General features: G+C 65.9%; 21 protein-coding genes. 15 read left to right on the forward strand and 6 right to left on the reverse strand.

What is annotated here, in order from left to right; translation table 11 throughout:
- Positions 1-41: 41 nt before the first annotated feature.
- The 3 genes from FQU96_RS06225 (at position 42) to FQU96_RS06235 (ending at position 3960) form a co-directional block, all read left to right on the forward strand.
- Positions 42-1358: a flagellar motor protein MotA gene (locus FQU96_RS06225; RefSeq protein WP_218574624.1), complete on the forward strand. Its 1317-nt coding sequence runs from the start codon at positions 42-44 to the stop codon at positions 1356-1358.
- Positions 1359-1361: 3 nt separating this feature from the next.
- The gene (locus FQU96_RS06230) at positions 1362-2783 is read left to right on the forward strand and encodes a peptidoglycan-binding protein (protein ID WP_146540022.1); all 1422 of its coding nucleotides are present in this window, start codon (positions 1362-1364) and stop codon (positions 2781-2783) included.
- Positions 2784-2853: 70 nt separating this feature from the next.
- Positions 2854-3960 carry a beta-propeller fold lactonase family protein gene (locus tag FQU96_RS06235; RefSeq protein ID WP_146540023.1) on the forward strand — a complete coding sequence of 369 codons (1107 nt, stop codon included), beginning with the start codon at positions 2854-2856 and terminating at the stop codon, positions 3958-3960.
- 46 nt (positions 3961-4006) lie between these two features.
- Here the strand turns inward: FQU96_RS06235 and FQU96_RS06240 are convergent, their stop codons facing one another.
- Together FQU96_RS06240 and FQU96_RS06245 are read right to left on the reverse strand one after the other, a co-directional pair.
- Positions 4007-4567 (reverse strand): 2'-5' RNA ligase family protein, encoded by a 561-nt coding sequence (locus FQU96_RS06240; RefSeq protein WP_146540024.1) that lies wholly within the window; start codon positions 4565-4567, stop codon positions 4007-4009.
- Complete coding sequence (locus tag FQU96_RS06245; protein ID WP_146540637.1) at positions 4564-5319, reverse strand: DUF169 domain-containing protein; 756 nt, start codon at positions 5317-5319, stop codon at positions 4564-4566. Before FQU96_RS06245 ends, FQU96_RS06240 begins: the two co-directional genes overlap by 4 nt.
- A 259-nt stretch (positions 5320-5578) precedes the next feature.
- Between FQU96_RS06245 and FQU96_RS06250 the strand changes: the two genes are divergently transcribed.
- Positions 5579-6358, forward strand: coding sequence for a TerC family protein (locus FQU96_RS06250; RefSeq protein WP_370461347.1), 780 nt, complete (start codon positions 5579-5581; stop codon positions 6356-6358).
- On the opposite strand, the gene FQU96_RS06255 is transcribed toward FQU96_RS06250, so the two are convergent.
- The 4 genes from FQU96_RS06255 to FQU96_RS06270 form a co-directional block, all read right to left on the reverse strand.
- Positions 6355-7284, reverse strand: a complete 930-nt coding sequence (locus FQU96_RS06255) for an alpha/beta fold hydrolase (RefSeq protein ID WP_146540025.1) — start codon at positions 7282-7284, stop codon at positions 6355-6357. The genes FQU96_RS06250 and FQU96_RS06255 overlap by 4 nt on opposite strands.
- Positions 7285-7288: 4 nt before the next feature.
- Entirely contained in the window at positions 7289-8038 is a 750-nt protein-coding gene (locus tag FQU96_RS06260; protein WP_146540026.1) for an SDR family NAD(P)-dependent oxidoreductase, read from the reverse strand.
- Positions 8022-8480, reverse strand: a complete 459-nt coding sequence (locus tag FQU96_RS06265; RefSeq protein ID WP_146540027.1) for a PaaI family thioesterase — start codon at positions 8478-8480, stop codon at positions 8022-8024. Before FQU96_RS06265 ends, FQU96_RS06260 begins: the two co-directional genes overlap by 17 nt.
- 72 nt (positions 8481-8552) lie before the next feature.
- Positions 8553-9059: a MarR family winged helix-turn-helix transcriptional regulator gene (locus FQU96_RS06270; RefSeq protein ID WP_178130339.1), complete on the reverse strand. Its 507-nt coding sequence runs from the start codon at positions 9057-9059 to the stop codon at positions 8553-8555.
- Between the two features lie 124 nt (positions 9060-9183).
- On the opposite strand from FQU96_RS06270, the gene FQU96_RS06275 reads away from it, so the two are divergent.
- The 11 genes from FQU96_RS06275 to FQU96_RS06325 all read left to right on the forward strand — a co-directional run bounded on the left by FQU96_RS06275 (position 9184) and on the right by FQU96_RS06325 (position 21129).
- Positions 9184-10224, forward strand: coding sequence for a 2Fe-2S iron-sulfur cluster-binding protein (locus FQU96_RS06275; protein ID WP_255467879.1), 1041 nt, complete (start codon positions 9184-9186; stop codon positions 10222-10224).
- Between the two features lie 11 nt (positions 10225-10235).
- Positions 10236-11177 (forward strand): SDR family NAD(P)-dependent oxidoreductase, encoded by a 942-nt coding sequence (locus tag FQU96_RS06280; RefSeq protein WP_178130340.1) that lies wholly within the window; start codon positions 10236-10238, stop codon positions 11175-11177.
- A 23-nt stretch (positions 11178-11200) separates the two neighbouring features.
- Complete coding sequence (locus tag FQU96_RS06285; RefSeq protein ID WP_146540031.1) at positions 11201-11914, forward strand: Phenylacetic acid catabolic protein; 714 nt, start codon at positions 11201-11203, stop codon at positions 11912-11914.
- The gene (locus tag FQU96_RS06290; RefSeq protein ID WP_146540032.1) at positions 11911-12459 is read left to right on the forward strand and encodes a hypothetical protein; all 549 of its coding nucleotides are present in this window, start codon (positions 11911-11913) and stop codon (positions 12457-12459) included. Before FQU96_RS06285 ends, FQU96_RS06290 begins: the two co-directional genes overlap by 4 nt.
- Positions 12460-12522: 63 nt before the next feature.
- The gene (locus FQU96_RS06295) at positions 12523-13389 is read left to right on the forward strand and encodes an alpha/beta fold hydrolase (RefSeq protein WP_146540033.1); all 867 of its coding nucleotides are present in this window, start codon (positions 12523-12525) and stop codon (positions 13387-13389) included.
- 398 nt (positions 13390-13787) lie between these two features.
- Positions 13788-15254 carry a M23 family metallopeptidase gene (locus tag FQU96_RS06300; protein ID WP_178130341.1) on the forward strand — a complete coding sequence of 489 codons (1467 nt, stop codon included), beginning with the start codon at positions 13788-13790 and terminating at the stop codon, positions 15252-15254.
- A 213-nt stretch (positions 15255-15467) separates the two neighbouring features.
- Positions 15468-16490, forward strand: coding sequence for an amino acid ABC transporter substrate-binding protein (locus FQU96_RS06305; RefSeq protein WP_370461354.1), 1023 nt, complete (start codon positions 15468-15470; stop codon positions 16488-16490).
- 351 nt (positions 16491-16841) lie between these two features.
- A complete protein-coding gene (locus FQU96_RS06310) occupies positions 16842-18029 on the forward strand; it encodes an amino acid ABC transporter permease (protein ID WP_146540036.1) in 1188 nt (395 codons plus the stop codon).
- A gap of 3 nt (positions 18030-18032) precedes the next feature.
- A complete protein-coding gene (locus FQU96_RS06315) occupies positions 18033-19328 on the forward strand; it encodes an amino acid ABC transporter permease (protein ID WP_255467880.1) in 1296 nt (431 codons plus the stop codon).
- A 24-nt stretch (positions 19329-19352) separates the two neighbouring features.
- Entirely contained in the window at positions 19353-20120 is a 768-nt protein-coding gene (locus FQU96_RS06320; protein WP_146540037.1) for an amino acid ABC transporter ATP-binding protein, read from the forward strand.
- A gap of 31 nt (positions 20121-20151) precedes the next feature.
- Positions 20152-21129 (forward strand): ABC transporter substrate-binding protein, encoded by a 978-nt coding sequence (locus FQU96_RS06325; RefSeq protein ID WP_146540038.1) that lies wholly within the window; start codon positions 20152-20154, stop codon positions 21127-21129.
- Positions 21130-21147 lie beyond the last annotated feature (18 nt).

Below are 21147 nucleotides of genomic sequence, written 5' to 3' on the forward strand. Positions count from 1 at the left end.
GCTATCCTGGCCATGCTGAGCCCCCGTTCACAGGAGTCCGCATGACCCGACCGCGCCGCTTCCTGCTGCGCATGCTGCTGTTCCTGGCGGCGGTCAGCGTCGTTGCCTGGTTCCTGCGCGAGCCTTTGGTCCGCACCTTCTGGCACAACCCGGTGATCAACGGCGCCATTCTGGTGACCTTCGTACTGGGCCTGTTGTTCATCGCCCGCCAGGTGCTTCTCCTGGAACGCGAGGTGCGATGGCTGGAAGGCGTCAGTCGCGACGAACCACCGACAGCCGGCGCCCATCGATTGCGGCTGCTGGCGCCGATGGCCACCATGCTGGGAGAACGGCGCGACAAGCTCAGGCTGTCCCCGATGGCCACCCGCTCGCTGCTCGACGGCATCGCCGCGCGCCTCGACGAGCAGCGTGAGATCTCGCGCTATGCCATCGGGCTGCTGATCTTCCTCGGCCTGCTGGGGACCTTCTGGGGCCTGCTCGATACCGTGAGCGCCGTCGGAGACGCGATCTCCCGGCTGCAATTGGGCGGCGATGGCGCACAGATGTTCAGCCGGTTGAAGGAGAACCTGGAAGGCCCGCTGAAAGGCATGGGCACTGCCTTCGGTGCATCGCTGTTCGGTCTCTCCGGTTCGCTGGTGCTGGGCTTCATGGAGCTGCAGGCCGGCCAGGCGCAGAACCGTTTCTTCAACGATCTCGAAGACTGGCTGGCGGCGCAGACCCGACTGTCGGGCGGCAGCCTGCAGGTCGAGGGCGACCAGCCGTTGCCAGCCTATGTCGAGGCTTTGCTGGAGCAAAGCGCCGAGAGCATCGACAAGCTGCAGCGCACATTGGCACGCAGCGAGGAGCAGCGCAGCGCCACCGGCGAGTCGATGGCACAGCTCGGCGAGCAGCTGGCGCTGCTCACGGATACGATCCATCAGCAGCAGTCCATGATGGCGCGCCTGGTGGAAAGCGGCATCGAGCTGCGCGAGACGGTCACGCGCATGGTCGAACGCTCGGCACAGGCCGCCCAGATGCCGGCGACGGACGAGCCTTCGCGGGCTCATCTGCGCAACCTCGAAGCCTATACCGCCCGCCTGCTCGAAGAGACCGTGCGCGGGCGCACGGCGCTGGCCGACGAATTGCGCGGCGAGTTCAAGCTGCTGGCCCGCACACTCGCGGCGCGCAGCACGGGCGGCGCCGGCCTGGCGCCAGGCACACCCAGCACCATCGCGGCCCCTGCCTTGTCGCCACCGGCGGCTGCCGGATCGGCTCCGACGCGACCAGCCAACCCGGCATCGTCACCGACGGTCGGGCCTGCCGGGCCGCGGCCGGGCATCGGCACCGTCCGCACCCCACGCGATCGCGCGGGAGACTGAGCCATGGCATCGATCGCCTCGCGCCGGCGTGGCGCCCATGCCGACTACACCTGGCCTGGCTACGTCGATGCCTTGGCCAGCCTGTTGATGGTGCTGGTGTTCCTGCTGGCGTTCTACACGGTGGCGCAATTCGCGCTGGGCAGCGCCGTCACCGAGCGCGAGCATGAGATCAGCCGTCTGAAGGGCGATGTGTCGAGCCGCGACGAGGCGATCAACCGGCTCAACCGCCAGATCGCGCAGCTGGGCGACCTGCTGAGCATGGAACGCACGCGGACCGGTGATCTCGACAAGCAGGTCACGACACTGACCACCCGGCTGCGCGACGAGACCGCAACCCGGGACGCACTGGCTCGCGACCTCGCCGCCACCCAGCAGCGCATCGAAGGCTTTACCGTCGAGCAAGGACGGCTGGGCAAACGCATCGAAGCGCTCACCGCCGAGCGCGACCAGCTCGGCAGGGACAAGGCCAGGCTCGACAAGCAGACCACCGATCTCACGGCGGCACAGGAGAAGCAGGCGCGCGAACTGACAGCCGCCATGAGCGACCGCGAGAAGCTGACGGCCGAGTTGCTGGCGCTCACCGGCGATCGCGACAAGCTGGCAGCCCTGCTCAAGGTGGCCGAAGCCAAGGCGCTGTCAACGTCGGCCGACGCCGAGAAAGCCGCGGCCGCGCTGCGCCAGGAGATCGACCGGCAGAAGCTGGAGCTGACGCGGCTGGCGGCCTCGCTGGCCGCCGCCAACCAGGAAAAAGGCAAGTTCTGGGATCAGCTCACCGAGGAACAGAAACTCTCAGCCGAATCGAAAGCCGCCCTGGTGCGGATGACGGCCGAGATGAACGCGACGCGCGCCGAGCTCGCGCGGCTGTCGGCAGCGTTGGATGCCGCCGACGCCAAGGCCAAGGAGCAGCAGGCGCAGGTCATCGATCTGGGCCAGCGGCTCAACCGCGCGCTCGCCAGCAAAGTCGAAGAACTGGCGCGCTACCGCTCGGAGTTCTTCGGCCGCATGCGAGATGCGCTCAGCAGCCAGGCCGGCATCACCATCGTGGGTGACCGCTTCGTCTTCCAGTCCGAGGTGCTGTTCGACAAGGCATCAGCCATACTCAAGCCTGAGGGCGTGGTGCGGATGACCGAGCTGGCGCTGCGCCTGAAAGAGATCGCCGCCGGAATCCCGCCCGACATCAACTGGGTGCTGCAGGTCGACGGCTATACCGACTCGGTGCCGATCAGCACGCCGCAGTTCCCGTCGAACTGGGAGTTGTCGGCGGCGCGCGCCATCGAGGTGGTGAAGTTCTTCGAGGGCCAGGGCATCCCACCACAGCGCCTGGTCGCCGCCGGCCATGCCGCCAATGCACCGCTGGATCCCGGCACCAGCGATGCCGCCCGCGCCCGCAATCGCCGCATCGAGATCCGGCTCACGAGCCGATAGAGACGTACAGCGATCCAGTGGATCGCGCGGCTTCCGTTGCTCTTCAAAGAACCGGGCAAGGAGGACACGCATGAGTGGCACGTTCGGTTTGATCGCCGCCTTGCCGGCAATGGCCCTGGTTGCGGCGGCCTTGGCCGTGCCGTCAGCGCGCGCCGCCACCGTCGTCTATGTCGGCAATGCCGAGAGCAACGAGATCTACGTCCTGCAGCTCGATCCGGCGAATGGCGCGCTGAGCCTGATCGACAAGGTGGCGCTGCCCGGAATCGCCAAGTCCGGTCCGACCAGCCCCATGGCGGTCAGCCCCGATCGTCGCTTCCTCTATGTCGGGGTCCGCTCCGAGCCGTTTACCGTCGTCGGCTTCGCGATCGATCCCGCCAGCGGCAAACTCACGCACACCGCCAACGGGCCGCTGGCGGACAGCATGGCCTACATCGCCACCGACCGCAGCGGGCGTTTTTTGCTCAGCGCGTCCTACGGCGGCAACAAGATCACGGTGAATCCGATCGGACCGCAAGGCACCGTGCAGCCGCCGTCGCAGATCGTGGCGACCGAACCCAATGCCCATGCGATTCTGGCCGACCCTGCCAACCGCCATGTGCTGTCGACCAGCCTTGGCGGTGATCGCGTACATCAGTTTCGCTTCGACGCCGGCACCGGCGCGCTGACACCCAACACACCGCCGTCGGTCGGCGTGAAAGCCAAGGCCGGGCCGCGGCATTTCGTGTTCCATCCCCAGGGAACGTTTGTCTATCTGCTCAACGAGCTCGATGCCTCGGTTGACGTCTTCGCCTACGACGCTGCATCCGGCCAGCTCAAGGGACTGCAGACGGTGTCCGCTCTGCCGCCCGGCTTTAACGACAAACCCTGGGCGGCCGACATCCACGTCACGCCGGATGGCCGGTTTCTCTACGCGTCCGAGCGAACGTCGAGCACGCTGGCTGCGTTCAAGATCGAGCCCACCGGAGGTACGCTGTCGCTCGTCGGCCATACACCGACCGAGAAACAGCCGCGCGGATTTGCGATCGACCCGTCAGGCCGCTACCTGCTGGCCGTCGGTCAGCTCTCTCATGCCCTGTCGAGCTATCGCATCGATGCCGACACGGGCCGGCTTACCCGGCTTGCGGCGTATCCGATGGGCCAGAACCCGAACTGGATTGAGATCGTCACGTTGCCTTAGCCGGTTGTCGAACCGCGGGCGTTCACGCCGGCAGGCCCGACAAAGATCAACCCACCGGCGTGAGCGGAACCCGCAGCCGTTCCGTGATCGCCGTCGGCGTTTCCGCCACGATCGCGAGCGCCGTCAAGCGTCCGGCGATACCATCGCCCGCCCCCGCATCGCGCATCTCCACCGCGATGCGGTCAGCGGTCCTGGCCACCGATTCGTCGGCTGTGTCGAACACGCCCAGCGTCAGGTGCGGCTCGAAGCGGATGGAAACGTCGCGGTACGCTGCAAGCGGGCCTTCGTGCAGCGTGCGATGCAGTTCGATCATCGCCAGATGGCCGCGATGCGGCACCAGCGTGATGTAGGCACGACCGGACGCGGGATCGGCAATCGGCGTGACCTTGCGCAGCGTGAAAGCAATCGGCGCCGTCATGGCGGCGACGTCGCGCACCCGCGCTGACAACACGCTGTCGGCCTCGGCCGGTAGCGCAAAGGCGAACGTGAAGTGCGGGCCGATCCGGTCGGCCTGCGCCGGGTGAAAGCGGGCGCGCAGCCCGGTCAGCAGCTGCGCGTCCGCCGGCGCCAGGTCAGGAAAGGCAACGACGTAGAGTCGCACGCTCATCCATAGCTCTTGGCCATGCCTGCCGCCGGATCAATCGCTGCACCATAGGGCGGGAACGGATAGCGCAGGCCGTTCTTCGACAGATGCCCCATGCCTTCGACGGCGCGCAGATATTCGTCGGGCGGGCACGCCATCAGCAGTTCGTCGTCGGCGACGCCGCCGTAGCGGCGCTCCGCGAAGCACGGCAGCGACAGCGAGGTCTGCTTTGTCGACAGCGCCCGTCCCCAGGAATCGGCACAGGCGCTTTCACCGGTGACCGTGAAGTCGTAGCGGCGGTAGCGATGGAACTGCAGGCCGTTGATGAAGAAGATCATCTGGCCGGGCGTGCCGTAGAGCAGGCAGATGTCGGGCGGATCGAGCCGCGCGGACCGCAGCGGCGCCACCACGAGGCCGTTGTATTTCCCGTTCGGCACCCGCGGCATGGTGGCCTGGTGCATGCGGGCGGCTTCCTTGTTGCCGAACCAGACGCCGTTCATGTGATCGCCGGACAGGAAGCCCTCGCCCGGATGATTCAACCCCACCACGCCGCCGCAATTGCCGCCGCGCGTGTTGTCGACCGTGATGCCCAGCGTAAAACCGGACCAGCGCGACTGGGTCACCATCTGGCACATGGTGAAACGATGGCCCTCGGTCGGCCGGCGCAGACCGGAAATCTTGTCCATGTCGGCCGGGTCCTCGAACAACTTCATGCCGATCGGCAGGGTGCGGATTCGCAGCAGGTCGTTCAGCTTTCCGGTCGCCTCGGCCAGCATCTGCCCGGTGATCGTCTCCGGCGGCGTCCAGGGCTTGACCTTGTGGCCGGGCGGCAATTCGGTAGCGGGGGCTTTTGATGCAGACATGGCTTCCTCCGTGGCAACGCAATCTGCCTATTGTAATGGCATCGTCACGCCCGTCGATGGCCCTGCGCGTGATGCCCTTGAATTGCCTGATGCCTCCCCTCACCTTGCGATGCCGCGTTCCCCCTCGCGGGCGACGGCAAACGAAAGACAGAGAACAAAAGGGTGACGAACAATGTTGGATTCCATCGCGGCACTGGCCGCCGACCCTGCCGCCTGGGTGGCGTTGGGGACTCTGATCGCGCTCGAGGTTGTGCTCGGCATCGACAATCTCATCTTCATCTCCATCCTTACCAACAAGCTGCCCGAGCATCAGCGCGCCCGGGCACGTCGGATTGGCATCGGGCTTGCCCTGATCATGCGGCTGGCGCTGCTGGGCACCATCGCGCTGATCGTACGGGCGACGGAACCGATCGAGTTGTTCGGCTACAAGCTCTTCCTGTCCTGGCGTGACCTGATCCTGATCGCCGGCGGCCTGTTCCTGGTGTGGAAGGCGACCAAGGAGATCCATCACAGCGTCGACCCCGACCCGCACCCTGACTTTCTCGACGGCCGCGAAGTGCGGATCGGCTACAGCTCCGCCATTGCCCAGATCCTGGCGCTGGACCTCGTCTTCTCCATCGACAGCATCGTCACCGCCGTGGGCATGACGCCGCACATCCCCGTCATGGTGATTGCCGTGGTCGTGGCCGTGATCGTGATGCTGCTGGCCGCCGAGCCGCTGGCGCGGTTCATCCAGAAGAATCCGACCCTGGTGATGCTGGCGCTCGCCTTCCTGCTGATGATCGGCATGACGCTGATTGCCGAAGGCTTCGGCGCCCACGTGCCCAAGGGCTACATCTATGCCGCGATGGCCTTCTCGGTGCTGGTCGAGGGGCTGAACATGCTGTCCCGCCGCGCTCACCAGCGCCGCGCCGCGGCGCTGGCGGCACGCGACGAAGCCGGCAAGACCTAAGTCGGCGCCTCATCCATCTCCCCGCCGGCGCGGGGAGATGGCATGAAGAAAGCGCGCAGTTCCCCGACGGTCTGCTCGGCGTTCTGCTCGGCAAAGAAGTGGCCGCCCGCTATCGGACGGCCCGTCACCTCGGTTGCCCACTGGCGCCAGATACCCAGCGGGCCGCCGACGGCCTCATACCAGGTGTCAAGCGCACTGCCGCTACTCCACAACACCAATGTCGGACATGAAATGCGGTGGCCCGCGCGCCGATCCTCGCTGTCGCGCGCGCAGTCGATCGTGGCCGCCGCGCGGTACTCTTCGCAGATCGCATGGACCGCATCGGGGTCCCGCAGCGCATCGATATAGGCTGCCCGCACCTCGGGCGGAAAGCTGGCTTGATCCGAACCCCACTGCCGGAGCGCATCGTCGACAACGGCGGCCGGGTCGGCGTGAATCAATCGCTCCGGCAATGGCTCGGGCTGCGCCAGCAGAGACCATGGCCAGAACGCCAAGGCAAACCGGACATCGGCGCGGCGAAACGCTTCGCTGGTCGGAATGATATCCAGAAGGGCAAGACGCTCGACCCGGTCGGGGTGATCCAATGCCAGGCGATAGCCGACACGAGCACCGCGATCATGACCGGCCACGGAAAACCGAGGGAACCCCTGCTTTTCCATCATGCGGATCATGTCGCGGGCCATGACGCCCTTGGCATACGGCGCGTGATCGTGTGTCGAAGGCGGCTTGCCGCTGGCACCGTAGCCGCGCAGATCGGCGCAGATGACCGTGAAGTCGGCCGCCAGCATTGGCGCCGCGCGGTGCCACATCACATGTGTCTGGGGAAAACCGTGCAGCAGCAACAACGGCTGTCCGCTGCCCTTGCGACGGATGAAGATCGTCGTCTCGCCGACATCGACGAGAGCCGTCTCGAAGCCATCGAACATCGCGTCACGTCAGGTTGAGGCCACCATCGGCGATGATGATTTCACCCGTCACGTAGTCATTGGCCACCAGCGCCGCAACCAGGTCGGCGATATCCTCGGGCCGCGCCATGCGGCGCATGGGCGCCTTCGTGTTCCAAAGTTCGATGGCGGCATCCCAGCCGGTCGTCATCGGCGTATCGACCAGGCCGGGCGCCACGCCGTTGACCCGGATCGTCGGGCCCAGGGTCAGCGCCAGCAGCTTGGTGACGTGATGCAGCGCCGCCTTGCTGGCGGCATAGGGGATCGAGCCGCCCTTGGGCCGCACTGCCGCGTGTGTGCCGATATTGACAATACAGGCCGGACGTCCCGACTCGGCCGACAGGCGCAGTGCCGACTCGGCCTCGGCGATCAGCACCCAAGGCGCGATGACATTCACGTCCATCATGCGGCGCCAGATCTGCGGCGTGGCCGCCTTCAGGTCCGCATGCGGGATGCGCATCGTTTCGCCGGCATTGTTGACCAGCACGTCGAGCCGGCCGTGACGCGCCAGCACGTCGGCAACCAGGCGGCGCGCCTCGGCCTCGTCGGCCAGGTCGGCCGCGACATAGTCGATCGCACCGATATCCGCGAGCAGCGACGAGGCATCGTCACGGACCCGCCGCCCGTGCGCTACGACGGCGTAGCCGTCACGCGCCAGCCGCCGCGCCGCGGCGGCGCCGATGCCCGACGTCGAACCAGTGACCAGCGCCAGCCGGCGCTCAGGAGGCAGCGGCATGCGTTGTCATCGGTATCGGCGTCAGCAACGCCGTCGAGCTCGCCGTCGCGATCAACTTGCCGGCCGTGTCATGCAGCTCGCCCTCGAGAAAGGCAACGGTGCGACCCCAGCGCTGGATCCAGCCCCTGGCCAGATAGACACCGGGATGCGCCGGCGACAGGAAGCTCACCTTGATCTCGAGGCTGGGCACCGTGACGGTGAACTTGGACCGCGCGACGCAGGCGTGCGCCATGGCGGTGTCGAGCCAGCCGGTGACGAAACCGCCCTGCACGATGCCGCCCTTGGGGCTCCACTCGATCGAGTGGCAGTGATCGCGGGTGGCCGTACAGCGGATCGTCACCCTGCCCTCCGTCGCGTCGACCTCGACGACCTCGGTACCGAGTGTCGTGTTGGCCGGCTGGCGGCGGCTATTGAAGCGCTGCAGAATCTCCTGATCGGTCATCCCGTGAGTCCATACCTGTCCGATTTTATCCTGCCGTAGCATGATCGAGGGCCGCCTGCAGCAGGTCCGGCTTCACGGCTGCAATGCACCGTCCAGCAGAAGATCCAGCGCGGTGATCAGGGTACTGCCTTCGCCGCCGGCCAGCCGGCGCTGGATGCGCCGCTCGTGCCGGCGGACCGCCGATTCGTAGACCGGCAGCAACGCTGTCCCCGTCGGGCCCAGTTCCAGTGCGTGGGTGCGCCTGTCGACCGGCGATGGGCGGCGCTTGATCAGCCCATGGTGCTCGAGCCGATCCAGGATCGGCACCAATGTCGAACGATCGACGCCGATGGCACGCGCCAGCGCGGTCTGGCTGAGCCCGACATTGCGCGACACCAGCACCAGGATCCCGAACTCGCCCGGCGTGACCGGGATCTTCGTTTCGGCCATTTCCCGGGCGAAGTCCTGGAACACGGCGACCTGCGCCCGGCGCAGGGCATAGCCGACCAATCCCGGCAGCATGCCCCGGTCAAGCCCGTCGGGGCCACCGGCACCGGGCTCGACCTGAGGCGCGGAGTTTCGACGGGATGGACGCGGCATGGCCTTCATGCTATCAGATTGTTTGGATACCAAACATTTTCCCCTTCCGCGACAGTACCGGCGGCTGGTGAATCTGTCGAGCGCAGCGGATGTCGGGCGGACGGCGCCGCACGAGAGGTCGAGCGTGGGTCATCTGGTCAAGATTTCCAACACCGGCACCGTGCTCGACTGCGGTGCCGGCGTCACCATCCTGGAGGCAGCGCTGGATGCCGGCGTCGCCTATCCGCATGGTTGCCAGTCCGGCAATTGCGGTGCCTGCAAATCCAACCTGCTCGACGGTACCGTCGACATGGAGGGCTACTCCGAATTCGCGCTTATGGATGAAGAGCGGGACCGTGGCCTCATCCTCGCCTGCCGCGCCGTACCGGACATGCCCTGCGAGGTGGCGTGGCTCGACGAAGATGACCTGATCGTCCACCCGCGCCGGATCCTCAGCACCACCGTGACGGCGATCGACGACGTCACGCACGACATCAAACGTGTGCTGCTGGACGTGAACAGCGGTGGTCCGTTCACCTTCTCGGCCGGGCAGTTCGCCAGCGTCAGCTTCGAGGGCGCACCGGCACGCGACTACTCGATGGCCAATCGACCGGACGACAGGCAGCTGGAATTCCATATCAGGCGCATGCCCGGCGGCAACACCAGCGCCCACGTGGCGAACAACGTGAAGGTCGGCGACAAGGCACGTGTCGAGGGGCCTTTCGGCACGTCGTATCTGCGCGAGAGCCATCGCGGGCCGATTCTCGCCATCGCCGGCGGCTCGGGCCTGGCCCCCATCAAGTCGATCGTCGAGCACGCGCTCGCCCGCAAGCTGCCGCAGCATATTCATCTCTATTTCGGCGTACGCAACGAGCGCGACCTCTATCTCGAACAACATTTTACCACGCTGGCCGCGGCGAATCCGACGCTGCACTTCGTCCCGGTGCTGAGCGAACCTGGGGGCGCCACAAGCCGGCGCACGGGGCTCGTGCATGAGATCGTGGGCCGCGACTTCGACGACGTCGACGGTTGCAAGGCCTACGTCGCTGGCCCGCCCGTGATGGTCGAGGCCGCAACAAAACTGCTGACGGCGCGTGGCATGCGGCGCATCGACGTGCACGCCGATGCCTTCTACACCGCCGCCGAGATGCAAGCTGCCGGCAAGAAGACCGGCGCGCAGATGTGACGGAGGATGACGTGAGCGGATTGCTCGATGGACGCGTGGCGATCGTGACCGGCGGCGGCCGCGGCATCGGCCGCGCGATCGCCGCGGCACTGGTGGGCGCCGGCGCCAAGGTCGTGATTGCCGACAACGGCACGGGCATCGATGGCAACGGCGCCGATGCCTCGGTTGCCGCCGAGGCTGCCAAGGCACTGGGGCCGCATGCGATCGCCTATGGCGACAGCGTGGCCTCGCCCAGCACCGCCAAGGCCGTCGTCGATCTGGCGGTGCGCACGTTCGATGGCATCGACATCGTGGTCAACAACGCCGCCATCCTGCGCGACTCGTTCGTCTTCAAGGCCGATCCCCGCGACTGGGAAGCGGTCATCCGCACCAACCTGTCGGCGCCCTTCTATCTCACGGCGGCCGCCAGCACCGTGATGCGCGAGCAAGGCAAGGCCGGACGCGCCGGCGGCCGCTACGACTGGGGCCGCATCATCAACATGGTGTCGTCGGCCGGCCTCTACGGCAATCTCGGCCAGGCAGCCTACGCCAGCGCCAAGGCCGGCCTGTTCGGACTGACGCGCGTCACCGCGATGGACCTGGTCCGCGCGCAGATCACCGCCAACGCCGTGGCGCCGTTCGCGCACACCCGCGTGACCGACATCATCCAGCCGGCCAACGATGCTCAGCGCAGGTACAAGGAGCGGGCACTGCGGATCGACGCCAAGCATGTCGCCAACCTGGTGCTGGCACTGTGCAGTCCGGCGGCATCGTCGATCACCGGCCAGCTGGTGGGCGTGCGCGGCCGCGAGATCTTCCTGTTCGGCCAGCCACGGCCGGTGGCACGCCTGGCCAACGCGACGGCCGACTGGGTGCCCGACGACCTGGTCGCCGCCCTGCAGCGCGAGGGCGCAGGCAAGATGACCGATCTCACCACCGATCTCGAAGCCTTCAACACCGAACCTGTCGTCTGACACGCGGCCGCACGGAGCCCTTCATGAGCGAAGCACAGCCCATCGTCGTCAAGACCATCGCCGAGCTGAAGGAAGCGCCGGAGGAATTCCGCGAAGCCGTGGCCAAGCTGGTGATCAGCCATGCGATCAACGAGCTCTACGGCGCCCAGGTTTTCGACGAGCCGGCCATTGCCCTGGCGCCGACGCCGTATGCCAAGTGGCTGACCTGCCGCGTGGCCATGGAGGAATACGGCCACCACGTACGCTTCAAGCAGCTGGGCGAGCAGATCGGCATTCCAGAAGCGCGCATGGTACCCAGCGACAGCAAACGGCCGCTGTCGATCTTCGAATTCCCTTTGAAGACCTGGGAAGAGTTCGTCACCATCAAGCTGCTGGCCGACCTGGCGGAGATCCTGCAGGTCGAGGACCTGTTGCACTGCGCCTTCCATCCGCTGCGCAACCTGGCGCGCGCCACCATGCCGGAGGAACGCTTCCATGCCCAGTTCGGCGAGGACTTCGCAGCCGAGCTGGTGAAGACACCCGAAGGCAAGGCGCGACTGCAGGACGCGATCAACCGCTACTTCCCCTATCTGCCGGCGTTCTTCGGCGGCTCAAAATCACGCAACAATGAGACGTTCCGCAAGTGGGGCATCAAGCTGCGGACCAACGACGACATGCGTGCCGACTTCCTGAACCGCGCCCGCGAGGTGACGGCGAAATATGGCCTGACCTTGCCGGAGTACCAGGCCGCGGCGTGACGGCGATCGACCCTCATCTCGATGAGGTCCGCGACGCCATCGCCACGGCGTCGTGGTTTGCTGCCGTGGGCGAGCCTTGGACCGCGGCCGACCGGAGCGATGCGGAAAGCTATATCCTCGCCCTGCGGCTGGGCGCGCTGCATGTCGCCGTCGCACGCGACTGGCACGACGCTGCCCGCATCACCCAGGACACGGGATGGTCGACGGCCTGGTGGGACGCCGAGGAGCGCCAGCGGCATGCGCTAATGGCCGATGCCGAACGGCGGTTCGACCGTCATGCGGTGATGACGGCACTAAGCACTGTGATGGCCACGGCTGGCGAGCTCGTGCACGGCCGCGCGGCGCTGGCGGCAACGCGCGCCGGGATCGCCGACCCGGCACTGACACGCGTCGCGGCCGGCGCCGCGACGATGGCTTGCCATCAGGTCGCGCTGGCCATGATCGCGCAAGCGCCACAGACGCACCCCTTCCATGTCAAGTTCCGCCTGTTTGCCAGCGGCCGCTGGCCGCTGTGCGTCGTGGGCGATTCGCTCTACGTGCTCTGAGCTGGGCTTGCCGTCGCGACATTGAGCGGCGCAGGATCAGCCGAGCCGACAGGAGAGCTACCCATGACCGGGCCCACCGTTCATCGCGCGCACTTTGCACACGCCACCGGATCGGTGCCGCAGGCACGTGGTTTTCTGCCACGACCGGAAGGGCGCATCTACTATGAGGTCACGGGTACGGGGCCGGCGATCATCTTTGCACACGGGTTGGGCGGCAATCACCTGTCGTGGTGGCAGCAGGTACCGGCGTTCTGCGCGCAGTACACGTGTGTAACCTTCGCGCACCGCGGCTTCGCGCCATCGGATCCGATCCCGGGCGGCCCCCACCCACGCGACTATGTCGATGACCTTGCCGCGCTGATCGCGCATCTCGGTCTCAGCGACGTCCGCATCGTCGCCCAGTCCATGGGTGGCTGGTCGGCTGTCGAGTACGCCTTGCGCCAGCCGCCGGCGCTCAAGGCCATGGTGCTGGCCGCCACCTCGGGCACACTCGATCCACGCGCCATCGACGGCGCCGCCGATCTGCCCGATGCATGGAGCAAGAGCGTCGAGGCGAAGTATGCGGTATTCCGCGAGCGCGGCATTCACGTCGCGGCCGGTGATCGCATGGCGATGGAACAGCCAGCGCAGCATTTCCTCTATACCGCCATCGATGCGATGAACGTCACGCTCGACAAGGAAGGCGTACGCCGGCGCCTGGGCGAGACACGCGTGCGCGGTCTCGATGACGCCCGCCGCATCACCGTGCCGACGCTCTTCATCACCGGCGAGGAGGATATTGTCTTTCCATCTCCCGTCGCGCCCATGCTGGCGGCTGCCATGCCCCATGGGCGTGCCGTGCAGATCGCCGCCGCCGGGCATTCGGCCTATTTCGAGCGCCCCGGTCAGTTCAATCGCCTGATCCGTGATTTCTTCACCAGCGTCGGCTGAGGCCAACGCGTCCGTTCGTACACGTACCCGCAGATCGAAACACGATGCGGCAATACTTCGCGACGATTGTTGAAGATCAACCAATTTGAACTCTTTCCTTTATTGTCATTCTCGATTTGTTCCCTCAGTCACCTGGCCGATGTTGCATTTTTGCAACTTTCCACTGGACTCAAACCGCAGGGTGCTGTGAAAGTCGCGCCAACCACAGGGCAGGGCCGGCCGATCCGCGCTGCTTGAGAGAGCTCCGCGGATCGCCCCACCCCGTCCCGACAAGACAAGCCGTTCTTCCGACCATGTCATGCGGGAAGGGGTTCATGCCGGACACAACCGGGCAACGGCGACGCGTTGTCGTCTATGCTTCCGCAATATCCTTGGGGCTCATGACCGCGGCAGGCGCTTTGAGCGTCGCGTGGGCAGCGCCGAACACTCAAGTCATCAGGCCGCCGCAGCAGGCGACCACAACGACACCCAAAAGCGCGGCTAAGCCCACAGCGGCCAAGCCGACAGCCCCGAAATCGACGGCCACCAAGCCGTCCACGCCAACCGGCGTCAAGCGTATCACGGCCCGTGGCGCGCCAACGAAACAGGCGCCAGAACCCAGCGCCGCAACGTCCGAAGAAGCGAAGCCGTTCGCCATCGACCCGGCGCGGCCATTGGCCGACCAGTTGGTCGCCGTCGGTGTCAATGCGAACGACGCGCGCGCCGCAGCTCAGGCTGTGACGACCCAACTGAAAGGCGGATCGCTGAGCGTGGGTAACACCGGGCGCGCCGCACTGGTTGCCGATGGTGCCAAAGGATCGCATCGCCTGCAGTCGCTGCAAATCTTTGGCGCCACGGGCATGGTTGCCGATATCGAGCGCGGCGCCGACGGCACCTTCGCCGGCAAAACGGCAACGGCCGTGGCCGGCGCACAGCCGCCGACGGTCGCGCGCCCCGCCAGCCTCAGTACCGACGCGTCGAGCGCCGATGCCGGCCAGGACGATCCGCGCATGTGGAGCACGCGCGACGGCCAGAGCCTGCGCACGGCGCGCTCCCTGCGTGACATCGCGCAGTCGACGGTCGGCCTGCGGCGTGTCTCGGCCAATGGCGATGCCAACGTCGCACTGGCCAATGCTGGTGTCGAAACCCACACCGCACGGGCAGCGGCGCAGGCGCTGGCCGCTGTCGCGCCGGCGACGCTGGACCGCCGCTCGGCCAACATCGAGGTCGTGAACGGCCGTACCGGCGATGGTCAGGTGCGGCTGTTGACGGCGACGATCTATGATCGCAATTCGCGCGGTCAGGTCTGGTGGTTCTCGCCGCGCAGCCAACCGGAGGGCTTCTTCGACGAGCAAGGCAACCGGGTCGGCGACTCGAGCATGACGTTGCCGATCGAGGGCAGTCATATCTCCTCGCCCTTCGGGACCCGGCGGTGGGGACGGTGGGCCGCCTTCCATAACGGCCTCGACGTCGCCGGCCAGTACGGCACGCCCATCGTGGCCGCCGCCGATGGCGTCGTCGACTACGCCGGCTGGTACTACAACTACGGCAAGACCGTGCGAATCGTGCACAGCGACTCGTTGGCCACCAGCTACAGCCACATGTCCAACTACGCGGTCGCGCCCGGCACGCGCGTGCGCAAGGGTCAGCTGATCGGCTATGTCGGCAGCACCGGCCGGTCGACCGGCCCGCACCTTCACTTTTGCGTGCTCGTCGACGGCCAGTTCGTGAACCCGGCCCCCTACGTTGCGGGCAACGGCGGCGGCCGGCTGAACGGTCAGGACTTGGTCTCGTTCCGCGACTGGCAGCGCACGACCGCCGGCATGGCACGGGGCGGCTCCTCCCGCCGCACGAGCAATGACCCGGACCTCCCCAACCGGTTGTAGACGCCACGCCTGGCCCTGCTACGAAACGCGCCGGCGGTCTTCCGCCGGCGCGTTTCTCTTTTGGGCGGTGCCGTCCGGGCGGTGGTCGGTGATTGCGCCCCACGAAGAGTTGGCTTTACAGTGCGTGCAACGGTCGCGTGTGCCCAGCACGCAGCCGGCGCGCCGCACCAGCGGCCTGCGAAGACAGAGGCTCTACGAAGGGATACTTCGATGATCAAGAGAATGATGGCGGCAGCCGCCGCCGTGGTTGCGGTGTCCGGCGTTACCGGCACCGCACAGGCAGGCCCGGATTTTGATACGATCAAGGCGCGCGGCCAGGTGATCTGCGGCGTCACGACGGGCATTGCCGGTTTCTCGCTGGCCGACAGCCAGGGCAAGTGGAAAGGCCTGGAAGTCGACGTCTGCCGCGCGGTCGCTGCGGCGGTGTTCGGTGATTCCGAAAAAGTGAAGTACGTGCCGACAACGGCGCAGCAGCGCTTCACGGCACTGCAGTCGAAGGAGGTCGACGTGCTGTCACGCACGACGACCTACACGCTGACCCGCGACACAGCGCTCGGCTTCGACTTCACTGGCATCACCTACTATGACGGCCAGGGCTTCATGGTGCCCAAGAAGCTCGGCGTGAAGAGCGCCAAGGAGCTCAACGGCGCCACCGTCTGCGTGCAGCCTGGCACGACGACAGAGTTGAATCTGGCCGACTATTTCCGTGCCAACAAGATGACCTTCAAGCCGGTGGTGATCGAGAACCTCGAGGAGATCCGCCAGGCGTTCTTCTCGGGCCGCTGCGACGTCTACACCACCGACGCCTCGGGCCTGTATTCGACGCGCGCCGCCAATGCGCCCAAGCCGGATGATTACCTGATCCTGCCGGAGATCATCTCCAAGGAACCGCTGGGCCCGGTCGTGCGCCACGGCGACAACCAATGGGCCGACATCGTGCGCTGGTCGCTCTTCGCCATGGTCGAGGCCGAGGAGTACGGCATCACCTCGAAGAATGTCGACGAGATGCTGAAAAGCGACAACCCCAACATCAAGCGCATCCTGGGCGCCATACCGGGCATGGGCAAGGCGTTGGGCCTCGATGAGAAGTGGGCCTACAACATCATCAAGCAGGTCGGAAACTACGGCGAAGCGTTCGAGCGCAACGTCGGCGCGGAGACGCCGCTCAAGATCGATCGGGGTCTGAACGCCCTGTGGACCAAGGGCGGCCTGCAATACGCACCACCGATCCGCTGACGCGGGCGTTGCCATGACGGCCGAAACCGCCGCCCCCAAAGGGCGGCGGTTTTCATTTGACCCCTATGGACGTAGGCCGATTCCCGGCTAGAGTAGCCACCAAGCAGGCCGACAGATGCCTGCCGAAACCGTCCACGGTCGGGTCGGGATGGACCGCGGTGCGGCAGGGAGAGTGAATGCGTAGAACGATACTGGCCAGCCGGGCCAGGTTACAGGCCCGTTCCTTACCCGCGATTCCAGCGGTTCGTCCCTGCGCGCCACCGGCGCCCGCCGGCCGCATCGGCATTCTTCTTGCTACCACCAATACTGACTGCACCGCAGCAAACGCCCTATACGTGCGAGGAAATTGACATGGCGATCGCACAGCCGGCACTGCCCAAAGCCAAGGTCGCGCCGTGGAACGATCCGATCATCCGGGGTTGGTTCTTCCAGATCGTGGTCATCGGCGCAGTGACCGCACTCACCTGGTATCTCGTCTCCAACACGATCGAGAACCTCGAGCGACAACGCATCGCCACCGGCTTCGCCTATCTGGGCCGCGAGTCCGGCTTCGAGATCGGCGATACGATGATCCCCTACTCGCCCGCCGACACCTATGCCCGTGCCCTCTTCGTCGGTATCCTCAACACGCTGCGCGTCTCCGTCCTGGGCATTGTGCTGGCCACCATCCTGGGCACGTTGATCGGCGTCGGCCGGTTGTCGCCCAACTGGCTGCTGAACAAGCTGTGCGAATGCTATGTCGAGCTCTTCCGCAACGTGCCGCTGCTGCTGTGGCTGTTCCTGATCTACAAGGTTATCAGCGAAGCCTTTCCCGGCCCGCGCCAGGCCATCGCCGCGTTGTGGGATACGGTCTTCCTCAGCAACCGCGGCCTCTACCTCCCGGTCCCCTTTGCCCATGACGTGCACGGCTGGATGGGCGTTGCGCTGCTGGTCGGCATTGCTGCGACCTGGGCGATCAGGCGCTGGGCCAAGGCGCGGCAGGCCGCCACCGGCCAGCCGTTCCCCACGATCAAGGCGGGGCTCGGCGCGATCATCGGGCTGCCTCTGCTTGTTTGGCTGATCAGTGGCGCGCCGCTCGATTTCAGCGTGCCGCACCTCAAGGGTTTCAATTTCGAAGGCGGCACGGTCATCCAGCCCGAGTTCACGGCGTTGCTGGTCGGCCTGACGCTCTACACCTCGGCGTTCATCGCCGAAATCGTGCGCTCTGGCATCCTGGCACTGCACAAGGGCCAGAGCGAAGCGGCCTACTCGCTGGGCCTGACCCGCGGCCAGGCAACCCGCCTCGTTCTGCTACCGCAGGCGCTGCGGGTCATCGTGCCGCCGATGACCAGCCAGTATCTCAACATCACCAAGAACAGCTCGCTGGCGATCGCCATCGGCTATCCGGACCTGGTCGCGGCGGTCAACGTCACGATCAACCAGACCGGCCAAGCCGTCGAGAACGTGCTGATCATCATGGCGGCCTACCTGACAGTGAGCCTCTCCATCTCGCTGTTCATGAATTGGTACAACCGCCGTATCGCTTTGAAGGAGCGCTGAGCCATGAGCCAAGCCACCGAGGCCGGCCCGGCCACGCCGCGCCCCGCAGCGCTCCCCCCCGTCGTCGATGCGGGCGCACTGGGCTGGATACGCAAGAACCTATTCAGCAGCTGGGGCAACGCCATCACCACCGTCCTGCTGATCGCCTTCATCGTCTGGCTGGGATCGTTCCTGCTCAACTGGGCCGTGTTGAAGGCCACGTTCTCGGCCGAAAGCGGCAAAGAGTGTGTCGGTACCGGTGGCGCCTGCTGGGCTATCATCGGCGCCAAGCTGCGCTACATCTTCTTCGGCTCCTTTCCCTACGACCAGCATTGGCGGCCGCTGTTTGCGATCGTGACCATGCTGGGCATGCTGGTGCTGAGCTGCGATCGGCGTATGTGGAATGCCGGCCGACTCGCGATCATCTGGGGCATCGGCACCGTCATCACGTTCATGCTGATGTTCGGCCAGATCCACATTCCGGTGACGCTGGTTTCCGCCATCATCTTCGTCGCCAGCCTGGCCGCGACTCTGTTCCGCCGCACCGTGGCCGACAACACGGAACGTACGGTCTACACGGCGGTGACCGTGCTCAGCGGCATCTATCTGATTCTGCGTGTCCTTGGCGTCTTGCCGAGCTACTCGGTTCCCATCGTGTTGTTCAGCTATGTCGAGACCGGCTCATGGGGCGGGCTCGCCGTCACCATGATTCTGGCGACTTACGGCCTGGCGTTCGCATTCCCGTACGGCATCCTGCTGGCGCTGGGCCGGCGTTCGAACCTGCCGCTGATCCGTGGCCTGTGCATCGGCTTCATCGAATTGATCCGCGGCGTGCCGCTGATCAGCCTGCTGATCATGGCCTCGGTGATGCTGCCGCTGTTCCTGCCCAGCGGCACCAGCATCGACAAGTTCCTGCGCGCCCAGGTCGCCGTCATCCTGTTCGCCGGTGCCTACATCGCCGAGATCGTGCGCGGCGGCCTGCAGGCGCTGCCCAAGGGCCAGTTCGAGGCCGCCGACGCGATGGGGCTGAACTATGTGCAGCGAACGACCCTGATCGTGCTGCCGCAGGCGTTGCGCGTCGTCATCCCGCCGCTGATCAACACCTTCATCGGCTTCTTCAAGGACACATCGCTGGTGCTGATCATCGGCATCTTCGACTTCCTGAAGACCGCCAGCCAGGCGCTCGTCGATCCGCTGTGGACGGGCTTCCCGGGCGAAATCTACCTCTTCGCAGCCGCAGTCTATTTCTGCTTCTGCTTCTCGATGTCGCGCTACAGCAAGTACCTGGAGCACGAACTGAACAAGGGAACCCGGCGCTGAAGCGCAGGAACGGAGAGCAAGCCCATGGCAGCCCTCAACGGCACGTCGACGGTCATACAGCTTGACCAGGTCAACAAGTGGTATGGCCAGTTCCACGTGCTGACCGACATCAACCTGCAGGTCAAGCAGGGCGAGAAGATCGTCATCTGCGGCCCGTCGGGATCCGGCAAGTCGACCTTGATCCGCTGCATCAACCGGCTGGAAGAGCACCAGGCGGGTTCGATCGTGGTCAGCGTCGACGGCAAGTCGATCGAGCTCAGCAATGACGTGAAGAACGTCGAAGCCATCCGCAAGGAAGTCGGGATGGTGTTCCAATCGTTCAACCTGTTCCCGCACCTGACCATCCTCGACAACCTCACCTTGGCGCCGATCTGGGTGAAGAAGATGCCCAAGAAGGAGGCCGAGGAAATCGCCATGAGCCTGCTCCATCGGGTGCGCATCCCCGAGCAGGCCAACAAGTATCCCGGCCAGCTTTCCGGCGGCCAGCAGCAGCGCGTGGCCATCGCACGGGCGCTCTGCATGCGGCCACAGATCATGCTGTTCGATGAGCCGACCTCGGCGCTCGATCCCGAGATGGTCAAGGAAGTGCTCGACGTCATGATCGAGCTGGCCAGGGAAGGCATGACCATGCTGGTGGTGACGCACGAAATGGGCTTCGCCCGATCTGTCGCCGACCGGGTCATTTTCATGGATCGCGGCGAGATCGTCGAAGAGGGACCGCCCAAGGAATTCTTCGCCAACCCGCGCAACGAACGGACCCGCACGTTCCTCAGCCAGATCCTCCATCACTGACGCGCGGTCAAACGAAAAAGCGAGAGGTCACATGACGCGGATTCTGGGCGCGGCGCTGTGCGCCGCGATGTGGCTGCTGGCATTGCCGGCGGCCCAGGCGCAGCCGACGATCCGCGTCGGCTGGACGATCCCGGCCGAGGAGTCCAAGTACTGGATGATGCGGCGCCCCGATCAGTTCACCAATCTCGGCAAGACCTACAAGGTCGAGTGGATACAGTTCCAGGGTACGGCGCCGATGGTGCAGGCGATGGCGGCCGGTGCGCTGGACTGCTCGACACAGGGCGTCCTGTCGATGGCGCAGGGCGCCATCCAGGCCAACCTCGCGACCTACATCGTGGCCCAGCACGTCGGCGAAAAGCCGGGCAGCTTCTCGGTCTACTGGGCCGTGAAGGACGATTCGCCGATCAAGACCATCGCCGACATGAAGGGCAAGAGCGTCGGCATCAACGTGTTCGGCTCCGGCATCTATGGCCCGATGGCCCTGCTGCTCAAGCGCCACGGCGTCGATGCCGAAAAGGATATCAAGCTGGTCGAAACCGGCTTTCCCGCGTCCGAGGACGCGATCCGCGCCGGGCGTGTCGATGTCGGCGTGCTGAACCAGCCCTTCGCCGCGCGCGCCGAGGCCAAGGGTGGCTTGCGCAAGCTGTTCTCGCTGGCCGACCAGCAGCAGAACATCGTGCACATCCTCGAAGTGTGCCGGAAGGACTTCGTCGATAAGAATGCCGACCTGGTGCGCGCCTATGTGCGCGACCTGACCGCCGGCATGGCCAAGGCGGTGGCCAACCGCGACGAGACGTTGAAGGTCGTCTCCGAGGTGACCAAGGCGCCGGTCCAGGTGCTCGACACCTATCTGCTCAAGCCCAACGATTTCGCCCGCGAGGCTGGCGCCAAGCCGAATTTTGAGGGCATCCAGGCCATGCTCGACATCTATGCCGAGACCGGCATGCTGCCCAAGAAGCTCGACGCCCAGACCTTCAGGCACAGCTCGATCGTCGCGCCCCTGGAGTAGTGCCGGTACCCCGTCCCG

Origin of the sequence: Reyranella sp. CPCC 100927, from assembly GCF_007859315.1 — a bacterium.
In the GTDB taxonomy this organism is placed as follows: domain Bacteria; phylum Pseudomonadota; class Alphaproteobacteria; order Reyranellales; family Reyranellaceae; genus Vineibacter.